General features: G+C 41.5%; 12 protein-coding genes. 10 read left to right on the top strand and 2 right to left on the bottom strand.

Annotated elements, in window-relative coordinates; translation table 11 throughout:
- Positions 1-24 precede the first annotated feature (24 nt).
- From FQ608_RS04715 to FQ608_RS04675, 9 genes are all read left to right on the top strand, one after another.
- Positions 25-3,477 (top strand): SusC/RagA family TonB-linked outer membrane protein, encoded by a 3,453-nt coding sequence (locus FQ608_RS04715; RefSeq protein ID WP_158856633.1) that lies wholly within the window; start codon positions 25-27, stop codon positions 3,475-3,477.
- A gap of 33 nt (positions 3,478-3,510) precedes the next feature.
- Positions 3,511-4,989 carry a RagB/SusD family nutrient uptake outer membrane protein gene (locus tag FQ608_RS04710; protein WP_158856632.1) on the top strand — a complete coding sequence of 493 codons (1,479 nt, stop codon included), beginning with the start codon at positions 3,511-3,513 and terminating at the stop codon, positions 4,987-4,989.
- Positions 4,990-5,015: 26 nt separating this feature from the next.
- Positions 5,016-6,344 (top strand): sulfatase family protein, encoded by a 1,329-nt coding sequence (locus FQ608_RS04705; RefSeq protein ID WP_158856631.1) that lies wholly within the window; start codon positions 5,016-5,018, stop codon positions 6,342-6,344.
- 290 nt (positions 6,345-6,634) lie between these two features.
- The gene (locus FQ608_RS04700; RefSeq protein WP_158856630.1) at positions 6,635-8,125 is read left to right on the top strand and encodes a sulfatase; all 1,491 of its coding nucleotides are present in this window, start codon (positions 6,635-6,637) and stop codon (positions 8,123-8,125) included.
- Between the two features lie 65 nt (positions 8,126-8,190).
- Positions 8,191-9,651 carry an alkaline phosphatase D family protein gene (locus FQ608_RS04695; RefSeq protein WP_158856629.1) on the top strand — a complete coding sequence of 487 codons (1,461 nt, stop codon included), beginning with the start codon at positions 8,191-8,193 and terminating at the stop codon, positions 9,649-9,651.
- An 85-nt stretch (positions 9,652-9,736) separates the two neighbouring features.
- Positions 9,737-11,257 carry a sulfatase family protein gene (locus tag FQ608_RS04690; protein WP_199856305.1) on the top strand — a complete coding sequence of 507 codons (1,521 nt, stop codon included), beginning with the start codon at positions 9,737-9,739 and terminating at the stop codon, positions 11,255-11,257.
- 500 nt (positions 11,258-11,757) lie between these two features.
- Positions 11,758-12,960, top strand: coding sequence for a DUF4221 family protein (locus FQ608_RS04685; RefSeq protein WP_158856628.1), 1,203 nt, complete (start codon positions 11,758-11,760; stop codon positions 12,958-12,960).
- A gap of 71 nt (positions 12,961-13,031) precedes the next feature.
- A complete protein-coding gene (locus FQ608_RS04680; RefSeq protein WP_234364069.1) occupies positions 13,032-13,847 on the top strand; it encodes a mechanosensitive ion channel family protein in 816 nt (271 codons plus the stop codon).
- Between the two features lie 4 nt (positions 13,848-13,851).
- Entirely contained in the window at positions 13,852-14,124 is a 273-nt protein-coding gene (locus FQ608_RS04675; protein WP_158856627.1) for a hypothetical protein, read from the top strand.
- A 261-nt stretch (positions 14,125-14,385) separates the two neighbouring features.
- On the opposite strand, the gene FQ608_RS04670 is transcribed toward FQ608_RS04675, so the two are convergent.
- A complete protein-coding gene (locus FQ608_RS04670; RefSeq protein WP_158856626.1) occupies positions 14,386-14,973 on the bottom strand; it encodes a hypothetical protein in 588 nt (195 codons plus the stop codon).
- 342 nt (positions 14,974-15,315) lie between these two features.
- Positions 15,316-16,071, bottom strand: a complete 756-nt coding sequence (locus FQ608_RS04665; protein WP_158856625.1) for an SDR family oxidoreductase — start codon at positions 16,069-16,071, stop codon at positions 15,316-15,318.
- Positions 16,072-17,033: 962 nt separating this feature from the next.
- Between FQ608_RS04665 and FQ608_RS04660 the strand changes: the two genes are divergently transcribed.
- Positions 17,034-17,972, top strand: coding sequence for a DUF2279 domain-containing protein (locus FQ608_RS04660; protein ID WP_158856624.1), 939 nt, complete (start codon positions 17,034-17,036; stop codon positions 17,970-17,972).
- Positions 17,973-17,996 lie beyond the last annotated feature (24 nt).

Here is a 17,996-nt window from a genome sequence, read left to right as displayed (position 1 = left end):
GTTTAACAATAAACACTCAAAATTATGAAAATTAATTTACTAAGGCTAATTGTGCTTTATTCAAAACAAACCCTGAAATATTTTCTGCTGCAGTTGCTTGTGATGCAGGTAGTGTTGGCGGAACCTTCCTCCTCGCAGAGCATGGAGGATTATAAGGTTAGTCTCCGTGCGACCAACCAGCGTCTGGTTCAGGTGTTGGCTGAATTGGAGAAGCAGACAGATTTTGTATTTGCCTATAATCAGGAGGTGGCTAGGGACCGCTCACGCATTACCCTCAACCTATCCACCGATCTCAAATCCATTCTCAAGAAAATCACCGAGCAGGTGGATTATGATTTTAAGCGGGTCAATGAGAACATCTATGTGGTAAAGAGTGAGATCTCTGAAATGAATCCACCCGTTATAGAAGTGGAGGAGGAAGTCACCTTCGAGCGAAGGGAGATAGATATCCGCGGCAAGGTAACCGATGAGCGCGGGGAACCCATACCTGGAGCTACAGTGGTGGTGGAAGGCACCAATATCGGGACGGTGACGGACATTGACGGCGAGTTTGCGCTCAATGTTGGCGAGGGGGCTGTGTTGAGGATTTCTTTTATTGGGTATGCGGCCCAGACGCTGACTGTCTCAAATCAGTCTGTTGTCAATGTTGTGCTCAAGGAAGATCAGTCATCCCTTCAAGAGGTTGTGGTAGTGGGATATGGAACTCAAAAAAGGGAAGATGTTACTGGGTCTGTGGCAACAATCAACCAGGATGCCATTAAAAACCTACCTGTATCAACCTTAGACCAAAAAATGGTAGGTCAAGTTGCTGGAGTTCAAATTCAGCAGGTTTCAGGAGCACCGGGGGCAGGGACTTCGGTTAAAATCAGAGGTAGTGGATCATTAGGTGCGGGTAATGAGCCCTTGTATGTGGTGGATGGGATGCCTTATTCCGCTGGAATGAATCAAACATTGAACCCATTGATGTTTATTGATCCCAATATAATTGAGTCAATAACGGTATTGAAGGATGCTTCATCAACTGCAATATACGGTTCTAGGGGCGCAAATGGAGTAATTATGATTACGACCAAAAAGGGAGAATTTGAACAAACAAATATAAGTGTATCCTCTATGTACGGTATTCAGCAGGTGCCCCAGGTAGGCAGACCAAATTTGCTGAATCAAAGAGAATTTGCCCAATTTCAGCGGGATAGAATAGATATTGCCGTACGACAAACGGAAAATAGGGAAGCCGTTTTGGAAGATTATCCTGTAGAATACCGGGATCTTAATGCGCTTACGGGCCGAGGAACAGATTGGTATGATTTGATCCTTCAAACGGCCAAAATTCAAGATCATAGTGTCAATATCCAAAAGGGAACGAAAGATTCAAGGATTAATTTAAATTTCGGTTACTTCAAGCAGGAAGGTGTTTTAATAAATACCGGTGTAGAACGTTTTAGCGGAAATTTGGGAATTGAATCGAACCTGAGTGATAAATTTAAAGTTGGTGTTACCTTGCAGCCGACTTTTATCGAACAAAATAGAGCTAATACGAATTTAAATAGAGAGGATATACTGGGTGTAAGTATTTGGGCCAATCCAATATCAACCCCTTATGATGAAAACGGTAATTTAAAACCGTACATCCGAGCTCCCCAAAGTAGGTTTCATTCAGCATGGAGTTTTGCAAACCCCCTATATTCGTTAAACGAAATCACGCAAAAGCAAAATACATTTCAAAATTTGGGAATTGCTTTTGCTGAACTGGAGCTCCTGCCAAATTTAGTTTTTAAATCTTCCCTCAATACAATCTTACAGGCTTCCAAATTTTATCAATTTATACCAAGCACCATAGGCGGATCTAATAGGCCACCTACGCCGGGAACTGGAAGATCATCTAACAATAGGTCAGATAGTTTTGACTGGTTGATAGAGAATACGGTAAATTATGATTTGACATTAGGTAAGCATCGATTCAATGCTTTAGCCGGTTATACTACTCAAAAATTCACATCCAATAGTATAAATCTTAACGCAAGCCCTTTTCCAAATGACTTAATCAGTACTATAAACGCTGCCCAGGCAATTGAGTCTTGGGGGGAGGGAATCAACGAGTGGAGTATGATTTCCTACCTTGGAAGGGTCAATTATGCATTAAATGATAAATACCTGTTGACAGCAACCTTTAGATCTGATGGTTCTTCAAGATTTGGAAGTGAAAACAGATTTGCCCTATTCCCTTCCTTAGCAGCAGCTTGGAGAGTATCTGAAGAGGCTTTTTTCGATAACATCTCTTGGGTGGATGAGTTTAAAGTTAGGGCAAGCTACGGGAGGAGTGGAAATAATAATATAGGAAATTATGCTCATTTAGCATCAATCAATGCAGGGTCTTATATTTTTGGAAACAATCAAGTTACTGCTTCCAACGTTGGAATTTCCAATCCATTTTTGACTTGGGAAGAATCCAATCAAATTGATTTGGGCCTTGATTTTCAGTTTTTGCAAAATAGGTTATCCTTACTTATTGATTTTTATAGAAGAGAGAGCAATAATATGTTGCTCAACGATGTGATACCATCTATAACGGGATTCAATTCTCAAACAATCAATCAAGGCAATGTGAGAAATGCAGGTGTTGAGATTGCCCTAGGAGGATCTCCGATGGTAGGCAATTTTACTTGGGATATTAATGCGAATATTGCCTTTAACAGGAATAAAGTAATCTCCTTGAATGATAATACGGTACGTATCCTAGCGGGGAACAATGACGGCAATCCCACTCACGTGTCAGTAGTGGGTAAGCCTATTGGACAGTTTTACGGATTTATATTGGAGGGAGTATATACTCCGGAAGATTTGGAAGATCCCAATATCGTCATTACGCCCCAAGTTTACGAAGGTAACGTAAAATATAAAGATGTAAATGGAGACGGACTAATAAACGATGTGCTGGATTATACCATTATTGGAAACCCGCATCCGGATTTTATTTTCGGACTGACAAATAATTTTGGGTTTAAAGGATTTGATTTAGGCATCATTATAAATGGCCAATATGGAGGTCAGGTAATGAATGGCTTGAGACAATCCACCGACAACTTACAGGGATTTTTTAACATTGATCGGGCTTGGGAAAACCGCTGGAGAAGTAGGGAAAATCCAGGAGATGGGATAAGATCCGGTATACCTCAGGTGAGACCAAGTTGGGGGCATAGAGTTTCTACTTTATGGGTAGAGGATGCATCTTATTTGAGGATAGCTAACCTGACCTTTGGTTATACGCTTCCCCGAAAAATTGTAGAAAGGCTTAAGGTGATTAACAATACCAGAATTTATATGACCGTGCAGAATTTAGCCATGTTCACTAATTATACCGGGGCAAATCCTGAAGGGCAAGCAGCAAATCAAAACAATACCTTAGTGCCGGGATTTGATATGACTTCTTATCCACTATCAAGAACAACTTCACTCGGAGTCAATTTAAACTTTTAAGTGAATCAGGTTCAAAAACTAAATTTAGAAATCATGAAAAAATATATAATCATTATATTGACGGCAATGATATTCTCATGTTCTGGTGATTTTCTTGAAATATATCCAGAAACAACCTTGAATGAAGGGAATTTTTACAAATCCCAGGAAGAGTTTATTTTATTAGCCAATGGATGTTATGTTCCAATGCGGGACTACGAAAAAGATCTTCATTGGGTACTTGCGGAGTTGATCTCTGATAATACCAGCTTTCAGTATAATATAAGAACAGGTGAAGCAGTTCGGGGGGTCATAGATCAGTTTATAATCACTTCGGATAATCGAGGTTATGCAAACTTTTGGGATCTTTCGTATAACGGAATCACAAGATGTAATAAGCTTCTGAATGAAATCGAAAGACCGGGTGTGACTTGGCAAAATGTGGCATTTAAAGACAGGTCTGCAGGTGAAGCCTATTTTTTAAGGGCATTATACTATTTTAATCTTGTTCGCCAATTCGGAGGTGTCCCGCTTGTTGTAGCGCCAATTACGGCTCAGGAGGCGGTAAATATAGGTAGGTCGTCCGAACAGGAAATCTATCAAAATATCATCAGTGATCTTAATCAAGCTATATCGCATTTTTCAAATGCAACAGGGGTAAAGGAAAATGGAAGAGCAAATGAACATGCAGCTAGGTCACTCCTTGGAAAGGTTCACCTGACCATTGGAAATGATAATGAAGCGGAAGTGAACTTAAAGGCTGTAATTGACGCCAATGTTTACTCATTGTTGCCAAACTATGAGGATTTATTCAATCCTTCCAATCCGGATTTTAAGGAAACCATATTTTCAATTCAATATTCCGAAAACAACAGAGAATTGTCTAATCGGTACATATTTATGTTTGCGCCTTGGAGTTCTGAAGGGCAGATCACCAACAGACCAAATATTAATATGATTGCTGCGGGATGGAATATGCCAACAAGAGACCTAATTGAAGCATTTGAGGAGGGAGATTTACGGAAAAACACGTCTATAAAAAATTGGACAGGGGAAGATTGGGATGGTGAAATTAGAGAAATCCAGTACTGTGGAAAATATAAACCGCCTGTTTCCGCTCCGGATGACAGATGTGGTGATAATCTGCCGATTCTTAGATATTCGGATGTACTATTAATGTATGCGGAAGTTTTAAACAAATTGGGGCGTACCGGCGAGGCAATTAGCTATGTGAAAATGGTAAGAGATAGAGCTGGATTGACTAACTCAATTGACGGATTAAGCGGGGGTGAATTAGAGAATCTAATTGCCAAAGAACGGCAGGTAGAGTTTTGTTTCGAAAACCATCGCTGGTATGATTTGAAACGAACTGGCAAAGCGGTGGAAACAATGAGCCAACACGGTGTGAGAGAAAAGGCATTGAAACCATTTTTATTTGCGACTTCTTTTGACGTGACTCCAAACAAGTTGCTTGCTCCTATTCCAGCTGAACAAATATTGATTAATAGAATAACCCAGAACCCAGGCTACTAACTTTATTTATTTTAAAAACTTAAATCATGGAAATAAAGCTAAAAAAAATAGCGAAACTAATCCCTTTTTGCTTGTTCTTACTAATGTTAAATGTGGCTTATAGCCAGTCCGAACTTCCTAATATTATCTATATACTTTCGGATGATCAGTCTTGGAATGATTACGGGTTTACCGGCCATCCTCATATAGAAACGCCAAATATTGATAAATTGGCAGATGAGGGCCTAACCTTTACTCGCGGGTATGTTACTGCGCCTCTTTGTAGCCCCTCCCTTGCATCAATAATAACTGGCCTTTATCCGCATCAGCATGGAATTACTGGGAATGATCCGTTATTTACCTCTAGTGATCAACGATATAGGACGGACTGGATGGCGGCTAGGTCGAGGCTTTATAAGGATTATTTGGATGAATTTCAAAAATATCCGACCATTCCCATGTTGTTGAAGAAGCTCGGGTATTTATCCTTTCAATCTGGAAAGTGGTGGGGAGGAAACTGGAAAGAAGGTGGATTCACACATGGTATGACCCATGGAGATCCTGCAAGAGGAGGTAGGCATGGTGATGAGGGTTTAAAGATTGGTAGAGAAGGAATGGATCCGATCTTTGACTTTATGGATGAGGCTATTGAAAAAAAGAAGCCGTTTTTTGTTTGGTATGCGCCATTTTTACCACATTCTCCCCACAATCCACCGGATTCTTTACTTCAAAAATACCTTCCAAAAGCCCCAACAAAGGCGGTAGCCGCTTATTGGGCCATGTGCGAATGGCTTGATATTACCGTAGGGCAATTATTGGACAAGGTAGAGGCGGAAGGGCTTACAGAAAATACCTTAGTTGTTTTTGTAACTGACAACGGGTGGATACAGGATCCGGATAAACCGAATGTTTATGCGCCGGGATCAAAACAGGATCCGCAGGATATGGGAATTAGAACTCCCATAATATATAAATGGCCAAGGAAAATTAAACCAAGAATGGACACGGAGAATCTTGCAAGTAGTATTGATATGGCTACGACTACTTTGGCTGCGGTTGGTTTGCAACCCGAGCCCAATATGGAAGGTATCAACGTAATGGATCAAAAGGCTGTGAAAAAACGTAAAATGATTTATAGTCTTGATTTTTCCCATGATATGATTCACGTTGACCAACCTGAAAAAACATTGGAAAGCAGAATGGTTATCACTACCCCTTGGAAAATGATTGTTCCGGATGTGGCTAATGATCAAAACCAGAATATATTGCTATATAATATAATCAAAGACCCAATGGAACAAAACAATATTGCATCAAGCAATCCCAAGGTGGTTAAAAGCCTATTGGAGAAATTGGATTCGTGGTGGGAAAAGTGACAAATAAATAGAGATTTCCAGATAACTGAGGGTAATGTTTTCATGTAACATTGCCCTCATTTTCTTTACGCCTGAAATCAAATTAATTGAAAACGGATTTCATTTTTAATAAATTCAACGGATATTTAGGCTAAAGCATAGGGAAACCAAATTACACACAGCCGTTGCCAAAGGCATAAAAAACACCGAGTAGAGTGTCTAAGCGCCCACTTTTCAAGTAATTGACAGGTTTTGGTGGCTCCAAGTGAAGTTAATCTTATATTCAACCTGTTAAAAAAACCACACCCAAAATGAATCGTATGCCAATCCACCAATTTTTTTATATCATCTGTTTGCTTATTGCCCACTTTTCCTGCACTTCCCCTGAGCCCTCAGGCCCAATGAACATTCTGTTTATAGCTGTGGACGACCTGCGTCCGGATATTGGCCCCTATGGAAATACACTGATAAAGACACCAAATCTGGACAAGCTTGGAAAAACCGCCACGGTATTTGAAAATCACTATGTGCAGGTGCCTACCTGTGGGGCTTCCCGTTGCAGTATACTGACAGGACTGCTCCCCAAGACGACCGGTCACCTGCAGAATTCAGCTTTTGAGAAGTTTATGTCCGAGGAGCCGGAGGGCGAGACGCCGGAAAGCATGGTCCATCATTTACGCAGAAATGGTTACCATACGGTAGGTTTGGGAAAAATAAGCCACTCTGTGGACGGACTTTTATACGGCTATGAGGAATCACCCGAAGGAGCCCGCCCTGAGATGCCATATAGCTGGGATGAGTTTATATTTGATGCAGACAAATGGGGAACGGGCTGGAACGCATTTTTCGGTTATGCCGATGGCTCAAACCGTCAGGGGAAAAAGGGGCAGGTTGCTCCTTATGAGATGGCTGACGTGGGAGACAGAGGTTATCCTGACGGCATTACCGCCGACTTGGCGGTGGAAAAGCTGAAGGAGCTACAGGCAGGGGATAAGCCCTTTTTTTTGGGAGTTGGCTTTTTTAAGCCTCATCTTCCTTTTACCGCGCCTAAAAAATATTGGGACCTATACAATCGGGAAGACATTCCCCTGACAGCAGCTCCGAATATACCCGAGAATATTAACCGGGCAAGTCTTCAGAACATGGGCGAATTCAACCAGTATAAAGCAGGTAATGAAAGGGCAAGCCTCGACACCGCGCTCTCAGATGAATATTCCAGAAAGTTGATCCACGCCTACTATGCTTCCGTAAGTTATGTGGACGCCCAAATAGGGAAGGTACTTGATGAACTGGAAAGGCAGGGTTTGGCGGATAATACAATTGTGGTTGTCTGGGGGGATCATGGCTGGCACCTGGGTGAATATCGGGTCTGGGGCAAGCATACCAATTTTGAGATAGCGCTAAGAAGCCCGCTGATCATCCGAGTTCCCGGTACACCGGCTCGCCATGTTGATGGTAGTCATGTCGTAAGTTCGGTGGATGTTTACCCTTCTCTGATGGAGTGGTGCGACATTCCTGTTGATTTCCCATTGGACGGTCAGAGCCTGAATACACTGCTAAAGGAAGGCAATGACCCCAACCGCGGAAATCTGGCATTTAGCTATTTCAGCAAAGGTATTACGATGCGAAATGAACGGTATCGGCTTACCCGATACTTTCGTGATCAGGAGCCGACGGTAGAGCTGTATGATCATGAGGTTGATCCACTGGAGACCAGAAATATTGCTGCTGAGCAGCCGGATGTGGTTGCTTCTTTGATGCTTCTTTTGGAAAAAGGCAATACAGGGTTGTACGATAACTGATTTTTGGAAGCTGTCCTTTTGCCGAAAATACCCTATATTAGTCATTCAATAATCCCACAATACCGATGACCAAACCGCGAAGAAGTTTTTTTAAGAAAATGGGATGGGGTGTGTTTTCACTTTCGTTCTTCAGTCATATACCTTTAATTTCATGGGCGAAAAAGCAATTGAATTTGCCAAATCAGATTGATCGTGTGTACTTCACCACCGGGTTTAAAATATCCGAGGTCACGGAGAATTCAGCCATAATATGGACACGGTTGTGCGTTCAGGAACATCCCAATCCTGTCCGTCATGAGCGGGAGGAAAAGGTATTTAGGCATCCCATTGACTTTGATGAGACTCAACCCATATCGGCTATGGACGGAGCTGTCATGGCAGGACCAGGATTAGTTCGGGTAAAGATATCTTCCGGTGATGAATCGCAGGTTTCCGATTGGATTGCAGTTTTTGAACGAGATGATTTCACAGCTAAAATCCCCTTTGAAAATCTTTCCCCAGGCACGACCTATCAAGTGAAACTCGTGGGCAAGGCATCCGTCAACATGCCGAAAACCGAAGAGGTGGGGACTTTTACTACTGCAACAAACGCCACGCAGCCTGTTCCGGTATTGTTGACTACTTCTACCTGTCAGTATTTTTGGAGTTTTGATCACGAAAACAGAGGGTTTAATACCTACGACAGTATGCATGCTTTGAAGCCTGACTTTTTTATCCAAACCGGTGACTACGTCTATTACGACAAACCTGGCCCCTTGGCGAAGAATATAGAACAGGCACGCCATAAGTGGCGTGCCATGGATGCTTGGGCTTCATTGAGAGACATGTACCGGGAAGTCCCCATCTACATGATGAAAGATGACCACGATTTATTAAAAGACGACGCACATCCTGCCTCAGACCCATACGGTGAGTTGACCTATATGGATGGGATTAAAGTGTGGTATGAAAACGTGCCCATTAAAGGCAAACCCTTCCGAACCATTAGAAGGGGGAAAGACCTGCAGATATGGATGGTGGAGGGACGGGAGTACAGATCTCCAAACGGGGATCCCGACGGATCGGACAAAACGATATGGGGGGAGGAGCAAATCGAATGGTTTAAAAAATCAGTGGAGGCCTCAGACGCTACGTTCAAAATTCTCTTTACCGCCACACCAATAGTGGGCCCAGACCGGGAAAATAAAAAGGACAACCACGCCAATAAAGTATATGAGACGGAAGGATCTTGGTTAAGGAAGTATTTGGCCGGAATACCAAACATGTATGTCGTGAATGGAGACAGGCACTGGCAGTATGTCTCCCAGGATTTGGAGACAGGTCTAATGGAGTTTGGGTCTGGACCCATCAGCGACTACCACGCCCAGGGTTGGGATCCGGATGATAAGCGGCCCGAACATCGTTTTCTGAGGGTAAATGGTGGTTTTCTTAGTATCCAAGTGGAAAGAAAAGGCGGAAAACCTGAGATTCGCTTTACGCATCGGGATGTCTTTGGCAATCCAACGCATGAGGAAATCTTTTCCTAAAATGCTCTCTAAATCGAAAAATCTTTCTCACTCGTTTGAGAAGTTCCCCATTTATAATAACATAGCTATTCCAACCCCATTTACAATGACCAAAAATTTGTTCTTTCTTTTATCAGTTCCATTCATTTTTGGAATGTGGAGCTGTCAATCCCCTGATCAAATCGCATCAGCACCAGAATTGCCAAATATTGTGTTATTGTTGGGTGACGACCACGGCTGGGATGAGGTCGGTTATAACGGGCACCCCTATATTAAAACTCCCGTTCTGGACGAAATGTCCAACAGAGGGTTACGCATGGATAGATTCTATTCAGCATCTCCAGTTTGCTCTCCTACCCGTGGGAGCATTATTACAGGCCGTCATCCAAACCGCTACGGAACCTTTACTCCCGGGCATTCCATCCGACCGGAGGAGATCAGTGTGGCTCAGTTGATGAAAAAGGCAGGGTATGCAACAGCGCATTTTGGCAAATGGCATCTAGGTCCCGTCAAGGCCTCATCTCCCACCAATCCCGGAGAAATGGGCTTTGACGAATGGGTATCCCATGACAACTTCTTTGAGATGGATCCCCCTTTGTCGGTCAATGGTGCTGATCCGGTTATCTTTAAGGGTGAGGGGTCGAAGGTAGTAGTAGATGAGGCTATTAAATTTATCCAAAAGGCAAAAGAAAACAACCAGCCGTTTTTTGTGGTGATCTGGTACGGATCACCACACGAACCTTATAGTGGTTTGGAGGAAGATTTGGCACTGTACAAAGATCTCCCTGCAGACTTTGGTGATAAAAAGGTAAAGCTTACCTCCAACGAAACCGGGGAAACTGTGGAGCGACATCAGCGGGAAGTGTTGATCGAACGGTTTGCCGAGATTACCGCTATGGACAGATCTATCGGTCAGCTGCGGGATTACATGGAATCCGAAGGATTAAGGAAACAAACCCTGCTATGGTATTTTGGAGATAACGGCACGCCTCAGGAGGGAGTTGCCACCTTGCCTTTCAGGGGGCAAAAAGGGAATGTCTATGAAGGGGGAATTCGGGTACCCAGTGTCCTGGAATGGCCTGATCGGGTTAGGTATCCGCTTATCAATGCAGTAAACGGCGTAAGCACCGACGTTTTGCCCACCCTCTGTGAAATAGTTGGCCAACCGCTACCAGACCGTCCAATTGACGGGGTAAGTTTGGTCGGGATGTTTGATAATATTATGATCGATAGACCAAGTCCCATAGGATTTTGGAATGGAAGAGACAGGAGCGGGGAAAATGAAGCACTTACTCCATATATAGATCCAGAACTTCAAATAGGAACCACTCCCTTGGTAAAACTGATGGGAGGAATAGCTACCAGAAACTTTAAGAACTTTCACCGACCTGACATTAAGGAGGAAGATTTCGCCGGACCCAGGGCTTGGCTGGATAATCAGTATAAGTTGGTGATTCACGGAGATAAAGGACAAACTGCCAAAAGAGAGCTATTTGACATTTTAGCAGATCCAGAAGAGCAGTTTAACGTCATTGAAAACAAACCTGAGTTGGCGGCGGAAATGGAGTCGGAGATGCTGGAATGGCAGCAGTCGGTATTAGAGAGTTTAACGGGTAAGGATTACTGATAGTGGATATCTGAGACTGTGTAAAAACAAAATCTCCCGTTGATCTCGCGGAATTACGCAGATAATTTTAATGATTGATCGATATTTTATTTCATATTAACTGAGAAAATTTATAGAAACAAATCATTATTCGTTGAAGGTTGTTTTAATTAGTCTTTTTACACAGCCTCATCTTATGCTGGGTTTATGGGCCTAGTATACATTACACCCTTTTATCAAAATATGTCTTTCCATAAGCTTTTGTTTAAGGGCCATTTGAAATGGCCTTCTTCGGAATTTATTTAATTGACTTGGAGTAATTTTTGACTAAATCCACGTCATAGATGAATTATGGAACAATTTCTCACTAATTTTTTAGGATTAATCATATCTTTTCTTTTACTTTCAGGCTGGGTTAGCTACCAAAAGTCGGGGTAGGGAACATCAAATTATCTCCTTAGGGGTTGAATTAAATTGACTGCTAAGAAAAACAATAACCACTTAGCAAAATTCAGTTTTTTATGAGAACACATTTGAATCTAATTCAACATTGCCCTATTAACATTTCATGGGTACTTACTGTCGGTTTATTAGGGATATCTCTTTCATTTTTTACAAGTTGTGATGAAAAAAGCAGGGACAGTGCAACAACAAAAACTCTCCAAAACGCCGAAAATAAGCTTCGGATTCCGTTAGATGATCAAACGGGCAACTTTAGTTATGGACTGGGGTATTTGGATGGAGAGCGCCCCTATCTATTCAATATTCAGTCACCCCGAAATGAAATTCAGGTTTACGATATGGATCGAAAAGAGCTCGCAAAAACCTTAAAATTCGATGCAGAAGGAAATCAGGGAGTGGGTACGGTTTTCCGGTTTCATGTGCAATCTGCCGACAGCATTTTCCTTTTTACCACCCATCCAGGGTCTATTTATCTGACAGATATCGATCAATCTTATCTCTCGAAGATATCCTTTACATCGCCAGAGGGATATTCTGATCCGCAAATCAGCTCATCCTTTTTTAACTCCTACCCAATTATCCGTGGGAACAAAATGTTGGCAAAAGTAGTGGCTCCGGGAAATATAAAAGACACTGAAGAAAAAGCCCTTTCCAATCAATTTCTTAGTGTAGAATTAGATATGAATTCGGGAGAAACTGAGTTAACATCCCATAAATATCCGCAAGGTTATCTATCGGATGGCTTGCGGCTACCCTATTATAGTATGGCAGCTTCGCCGGAAAAGGTGGTTTATTCTTTTCTTGCGGACCATAACCTTTATGCAGCGTCCTCAGCGGGGGATCCGCTCGAAGCTTTTCCGGCAAAAAGCCAATTCTTCCCGCAAACCTTTCCCACCCTTTCGAGGACTGCGGAAAGGAACGAAGTATTGCGGTATATCTTTACTGAACCCAGATACGGAACGTTACTTTACGATCCCTACAGAGAAGTTTTTTACCGATTTTGTTTTCCAAAGATAGAAATCGAAAGTGAAGAGGAACTGGAACAGCTTCGAGGGTTTGCCAAGGATTTTTCGATAATGATCTTGGACCGTGATCTTAAAGTTTTGGGTGAAACCAGATTTAAGGGGTATAACTATGTGACGGAAAATGTCTTTGTCGCCAAAGAAGGACTCTATATGTCAGTTAACCATCCCGACAACTATGACAATGAGGAGGATTTTCTGAGTTTTGTATTGTACGAGTTGGTCGATGCCAAAAAATAATTGGATTACGCGTTGGCTTAGCGTATTTCTGGCACGATTACGGATAATCGATAAAGAAAAAAATAAACGATTTGGATATTAGATCTACTTTAGAACGCATCAGAGATATTATTCTCGGAGATTTAGAAAATGTAGAGAAGCTGGCAATTTCTATCTTCTTTGGTATCGTTATTTTTTTGGTTTTTTACTTTCTTTCCCGGTGGATTAAAAACCTTGCCAATGCCAGGGTGAAACGGAACACCGATGATCCACTTTTAGCCGATTTTATAGGTTCTATAATTAGAATTGTCGTCATGCTTTTTGGATTGACCGTAATCTTCCGGTTACTGGGATTATCGGGTGCTGTAGGAGGCATTTTGGCCGGTGCGGGTATTACTGCATTTATAATCGGTTTTGCCCTAAAGGATATTGGAGAAAATTTCCTCGCAGGTATTCTGCTGGCATTTAAGCGTCCCTTTCGCGTAGGGGACATAGTCGAAATAAACAACCTTCGGGGTAGAGTGCTTGTGCTTAATTTAAGAGACACGCAACTGAAGACAGCCGACGGTAAAGACCTTTTTGTGCCAAATGCCAATATCATCAAGTCTCCTTTGATCAACTATACAATTGACGGCTTTCTTGCCTACAGCTTTGATTTACAAATACCCGTGGACAAAGAGTTGGATATGGTTTTGAAAGTTATTCTACAAACCGTCAAACAAGTTCCGGGCGTATTGCAGGACAAACGAAAACCCGAGGTATATGTTACTGATATTTCGGGAGCCTTTACCAAAGTCACCGTGACTTATTGGGTCGATACCTATAACAGAAAACGACCCGACCGAAAGATAAAGTCCGATGCTATCACAGCCGTAGTCGGTAAATTAAAAGAACTTGATTTGATATAAGGCAATGGATAAAATCCTTTTTCTTCCAGAGGATCCTACAACTTATAAAAAGAACATTCAGTCTATAGATATACCTTTATTAATTTTTACGGCCTCCAATGATACTATAACCACCCATGAGGATGCGTTGGAATTACAAGAAAAAATTGGCCGTAATTGCACAGTGATCCAATATTTTGGAGAACATCTTCAAGGTTTTCAGACTGAACTGGATACTAAAGGATTTGGAGGCTGGTATGTCGAACAAATTAATGATTTTGTCGAAAATAATATGTGACGGAATCTGAAATAGTGTGAAAAGCGGAGTAAAAAAATAGCATGCTTTAGGTTTGGTAGATATATAATCCAGAATTTACCCATTTGTAATCACCTCTAGAAATGACCTCCATTTCGCCAAAACCCGTGAATGATTGAAGTTTCCTCTATTTTCGCTGAGACTGGGTGTAGGTACTCGTAATTCGTAATTCTTAATTTTTAATATCAACAACTATCTAATATCCACAAATATCCATCCCCCACATATCCCCTATATTTCAATTTAATTAATAAGATTTTTAGAATCTAGCTCTCTTCCCAAATGTTGAACAAACCGATTCTGTAATCCTTTGTGGTTATTTAAAGAGTGCCCATAGGTGCCTACTTTCGCCATCCATATTTTTTCCAATTCATTCCGGTCAATTAGAAAGCAATGGTATTCCGCATTGGGCTGTCTTTGTGTGTTACCATCAACGATCCTATCGGTATTCCAAACGCCCCTGGTATTAACGACTAGGATAGCATCTATTTTAGTATTGTCTAGTCCGGACATAAAATCGTCAAAAGAGATGAGTTTTTGGAGGGGAAAATAATCTTCCACAGAACGGATACGGGTACGTATTAATTGATTGCGCATTTCTTCTGTCAACCTCTCCCGGAGTCTTGCCTGGTCCAGGTTATTAATCCTACCCATTAGGGTATATTCGTAATTCTCTTCATCCCATTCAAAGAATTCATCCTCGGAATTTGTGAACAGAACTAGAATTTCACCGTAACGTTTGGGTTCACCCAGCATATATGAATTCATATTTATCGTGGCACAAGAAGCTAGGACCAACATTAGCGGAAGCAAAAGCATATGTCTTTTCATACTTTTATATACTAACAATTTAAGGCTTGGGTTGCTGAAAGTAAGGCAAGTTTTTGATAAAAGATTATTTGGAAACTATAAAAATAAAGGAGGTGCACTTTATCTCTTTAAAGTCACACATCGTTAAATAATTGAAGATGATATGGTTAAATGTTTTTCCTGGGTTAACTATTGGGGTGGAGTATTAATTCACTCGCCTATCAAAGAGATGGCGTATTTCCGAACAAAAAGTCCGGACCAGACAGTATCGGGTTTTTGCGCAAAAGTATGGCCTTGCCCAACCCTCATCGCTGCCGAAAAAACCTGCCAATTTATTGAAATCCAGGGGTTGAAGCCCCCGTCCTATTGTACTGTCCAACCTCCATCTACTGCAATTGCCTGTCCAGTAATAAATGATGCGCCATCTGAACATAGGAAAACTACGGTTTCGGCAATTTCTTCGGGCTGTCCGATCCTGCCCATTGGTTTACCAGCCTTAAGTTGTTCGATCGCTGCTTGATCTCCGCCGGTAAACCTGTCGATCATCGGCGTATGAATAACCCCCGGGCAAACCGCATTAACCCTGATGCCTTGCTTGGCATAATCTAAAGCAACATTCTTGGTTAGGCCTACCACACCGTGTTTGGAAGCCACGTATGCGGGCATATTCCCAAAGCCCACCAATCCGGCAATAGAAGCGTTATTTACAATGGATCCGCCACCGGTTTTAAGCATTTCAGGAATTTGGTATTTCATGCAGTACCAAACACCCTTTAAATTGATGTTGATTGTTCTATCCCAATTTTCGTTGGTACAATCAGTTGCGGGTGCTGGTGTTCCTTCAATACCCGCATTGTTAAAGCAAAAGTCCAATCTACCGTAGTGGGCAACAGTTGCAGCCACTAAATTCCTCACATCTTCTTCTTTGGACACGTCGCACTTGACAAAAATAGCATCATTACCATTTTCTTTGATGGTCTTTTCGGTGTCTTCGTCCGGTAAATAATCAGAAAGTACCACCTTGGCACCACGTGCGGCAAAAGCTAATGCAGTAGTTTTTCCAATACCGAATGTGCTTCCGGTTATTATAATTACCTTGTTTTTGAAGATTTGTTCCATATTGTTTAAATTTTTAAAATTCAGTAAAAGTTAACTGGGATAGAAACATAGCTTTTATCCGCCTTTTCGGGATACCTTGATTTAACACCCAAGCTCGCCGAAATAGGAGAGGCATTGTATATGCCCTTCACTGTGAAGATAAGTTAAAAATTCAAATGTTACAATATAGAAAAGCCTGGATTTTCTTTTAATGACTGTAAAGGGAATTAGGACGAAATGAAGAGCCCAATATACTCAATCTGTCTCAAGTTTTGGGCAATCAACATAGAAGGATGCTTTCTCTACTATATATTATTAATTTCTAAATTTTGTTCATTAATAGGTTTTCTATTTCTAGTTAAGTTGAATTTTAGTTAAATTGAACCAACCTTAATTCTAACAAGATTGGTATAGTTAAACCAGCTGACTCATATTTTAATTTTTCGCAATAACAGTTTTAACCTGTGGGAATTGATCCCTGTTCAATATGCCAAAGTTTATTTCTTATTCAAACTAAATAGATATTCATCTGGAGATAAAACAGGGATTGAAGATTCTTTAAAATCCTTTCCGTGTTACTAGAATATTGCAGTTTACTTCAACCGCACAAAAATATTGGAGAAAATCCTCAAAATCATTAAACTTAGATGAAAGGCCTTTGTCAATTATATTGCCTGTTAGATCAGAGGTTTCCGAAATAACCTTGAACTTTAGAATTTTTTCTTTTACTAATTCTTTACTTTCAAATCGAGAAAGCAAATAATAAACAGTAGAGTATGTTCAAACAAAGATTTTAATTTCCCCTTTATCAGCAAGCGTCGCAATTTTTGCAGCAGAATTATAAAATGGTTCTCTCTCACCCAGCAGATCTTACCACAATCAGCATATTCTAACCTTCTGCAAATGCAGATAATTTCTTCGTAAGGAGAGCTGGATTATTTTTCAAACTTTGTATGTTTGTCTAATAAAAGCAACAGATAGACGTGAAACCAATAATTTTTACCAGACCCGCTTTTACTTTTTTATTCACCCTTATAATTTCCCTTCAATTTACTTTCACCACCCTGGCCCAGTCTCCAAATTCATCTCTACATGAGGGGATAAACAAAACACGTTTTGCAGTTGTGGTAGGAACAGGGTCAGTGGCTTTTACCGGGGGGCTAATATACCTTTCTGAAGTTTGGTATGCTGATAGGGAACGGGTTCCTTTCCAATTCTATAATGACAATGCGGGCTGGTTGCAGATGGATAAATTTGCCCATAGTTACGTGGCTTACCACCAGAGTTTATGGGGCTATGAGGCCTTGCGGTGGACAGGGGTTAGCGAACGAAAAGCGTTGTGGTATGGTGGATCTTTAGGTTTTGTGCTGCAACTGCCCATTGAAATTTTTGATGGCATGTACGAGGGCTATGGCTTTTCTTGGGGGGATGTTATTGCCAATGCCACAGGTTCGGCTATTTTCATAGGGCAGGAACTGGCTTGGGGTGAGCAGCGTATTATCCCAAAATTCTCTTTTTACCCCTCTCCATACCCGGAGTTACGACCCGGAACCCTTGGACGGAATATCGGTGCCCAGCTTGTACAGGATTACAATGCCCAGACATACTGGTTTTCCTTTAGCCCTGCCAGTTTCTTTGAGTGGGGTGCATGGCCACAATGGCTTTGCCTATCTGTCGGTTATAGCGGAGAAGGCATGCTGGGGGAATTTGAAAATCCTGATTTTATCAGGGGTGAGTCCGTTCAGCATATTGACAGATATAGGCAATACCTATTAAGCATCGATATCGATACCCGTAAAATTAAAACTAAGCATAGATTCCTAAAAGGGATGCTCCACGCCATAAACCTCATAAAAATCCCGGCCCCGGCAATTGAGTTTAACAGTAAAAATGGAGTCGCCTTTAGGCCGTTGTATTATTAAGCCGAAAAACTCAATGAATATTCT

Origin of the sequence: Lunatibacter salilacus (assembly GCF_009797935.1) — a bacterium.
GTDB classification, from domain to species: Bacteria; Bacteroidota; Bacteroidia; order Cytophagales; family Cyclobacteriaceae; genus Lunatibacter; species Lunatibacter salilacus.
This window is presented reverse-complemented; position numbering and strand designations above follow the sequence as displayed.

Bases quoted from the DNA above. Each gene is read 5' to 3' on its own strand.
- FQ608_RS04715 (WP_158856633.1), top strand. From the start codon at position 25: ATGAAAATTAATTTACTAAGGCTAATTGTGCTTTATTCAAAACAAACC.
- FQ608_RS04710 (WP_158856632.1), top strand. From the start codon at position 3,511: ATGAAAAAATATATAATCATTATATTGACGGCAATGATATTCTCATGT.
- FQ608_RS04705 (WP_158856631.1), top strand. From the start codon at position 5,016: ATGGAAATAAAGCTAAAAAAAATAGCGAAACTAATCCCTTTTTGCTTG.
- FQ608_RS04700 (WP_158856630.1), top strand. From the start codon at position 6,635: ATGAATCGTATGCCAATCCACCAATTTTTTTATATCATCTGTTTGCTT.
- FQ608_RS04695 (WP_158856629.1), top strand. From the start codon at position 8,191: ATGACCAAACCGCGAAGAAGTTTTTTTAAGAAAATGGGATGGGGTGTG.
- FQ608_RS04690 (WP_199856305.1), top strand. From the start codon at position 9,737: ATGACCAAAAATTTGTTCTTTCTTTTATCAGTTCCATTCATTTTTGGA.
- FQ608_RS04685 (WP_158856628.1), top strand. From the start codon at position 11,758: ATGAGAACACATTTGAATCTAATTCAACATTGCCCTATTAACATTTCA.
- FQ608_RS04675 (WP_158856627.1), top strand. From the start codon at position 13,852: ATGGATAAAATCCTTTTTCTTCCAGAGGATCCTACAACTTATAAAAAG.
- FQ608_RS04670 (WP_158856626.1), bottom strand. From the start codon at position 14,973: ATGAAAAGACATATGCTTTTGCTTCCGCTAATGTTGGTCCTAGCTTCT.
- FQ608_RS04665 (WP_158856625.1), bottom strand. From the start codon at position 16,071: ATGGAACAAATCTTCAAAAACAAGGTAATTATAATAACCGGAAGCACA.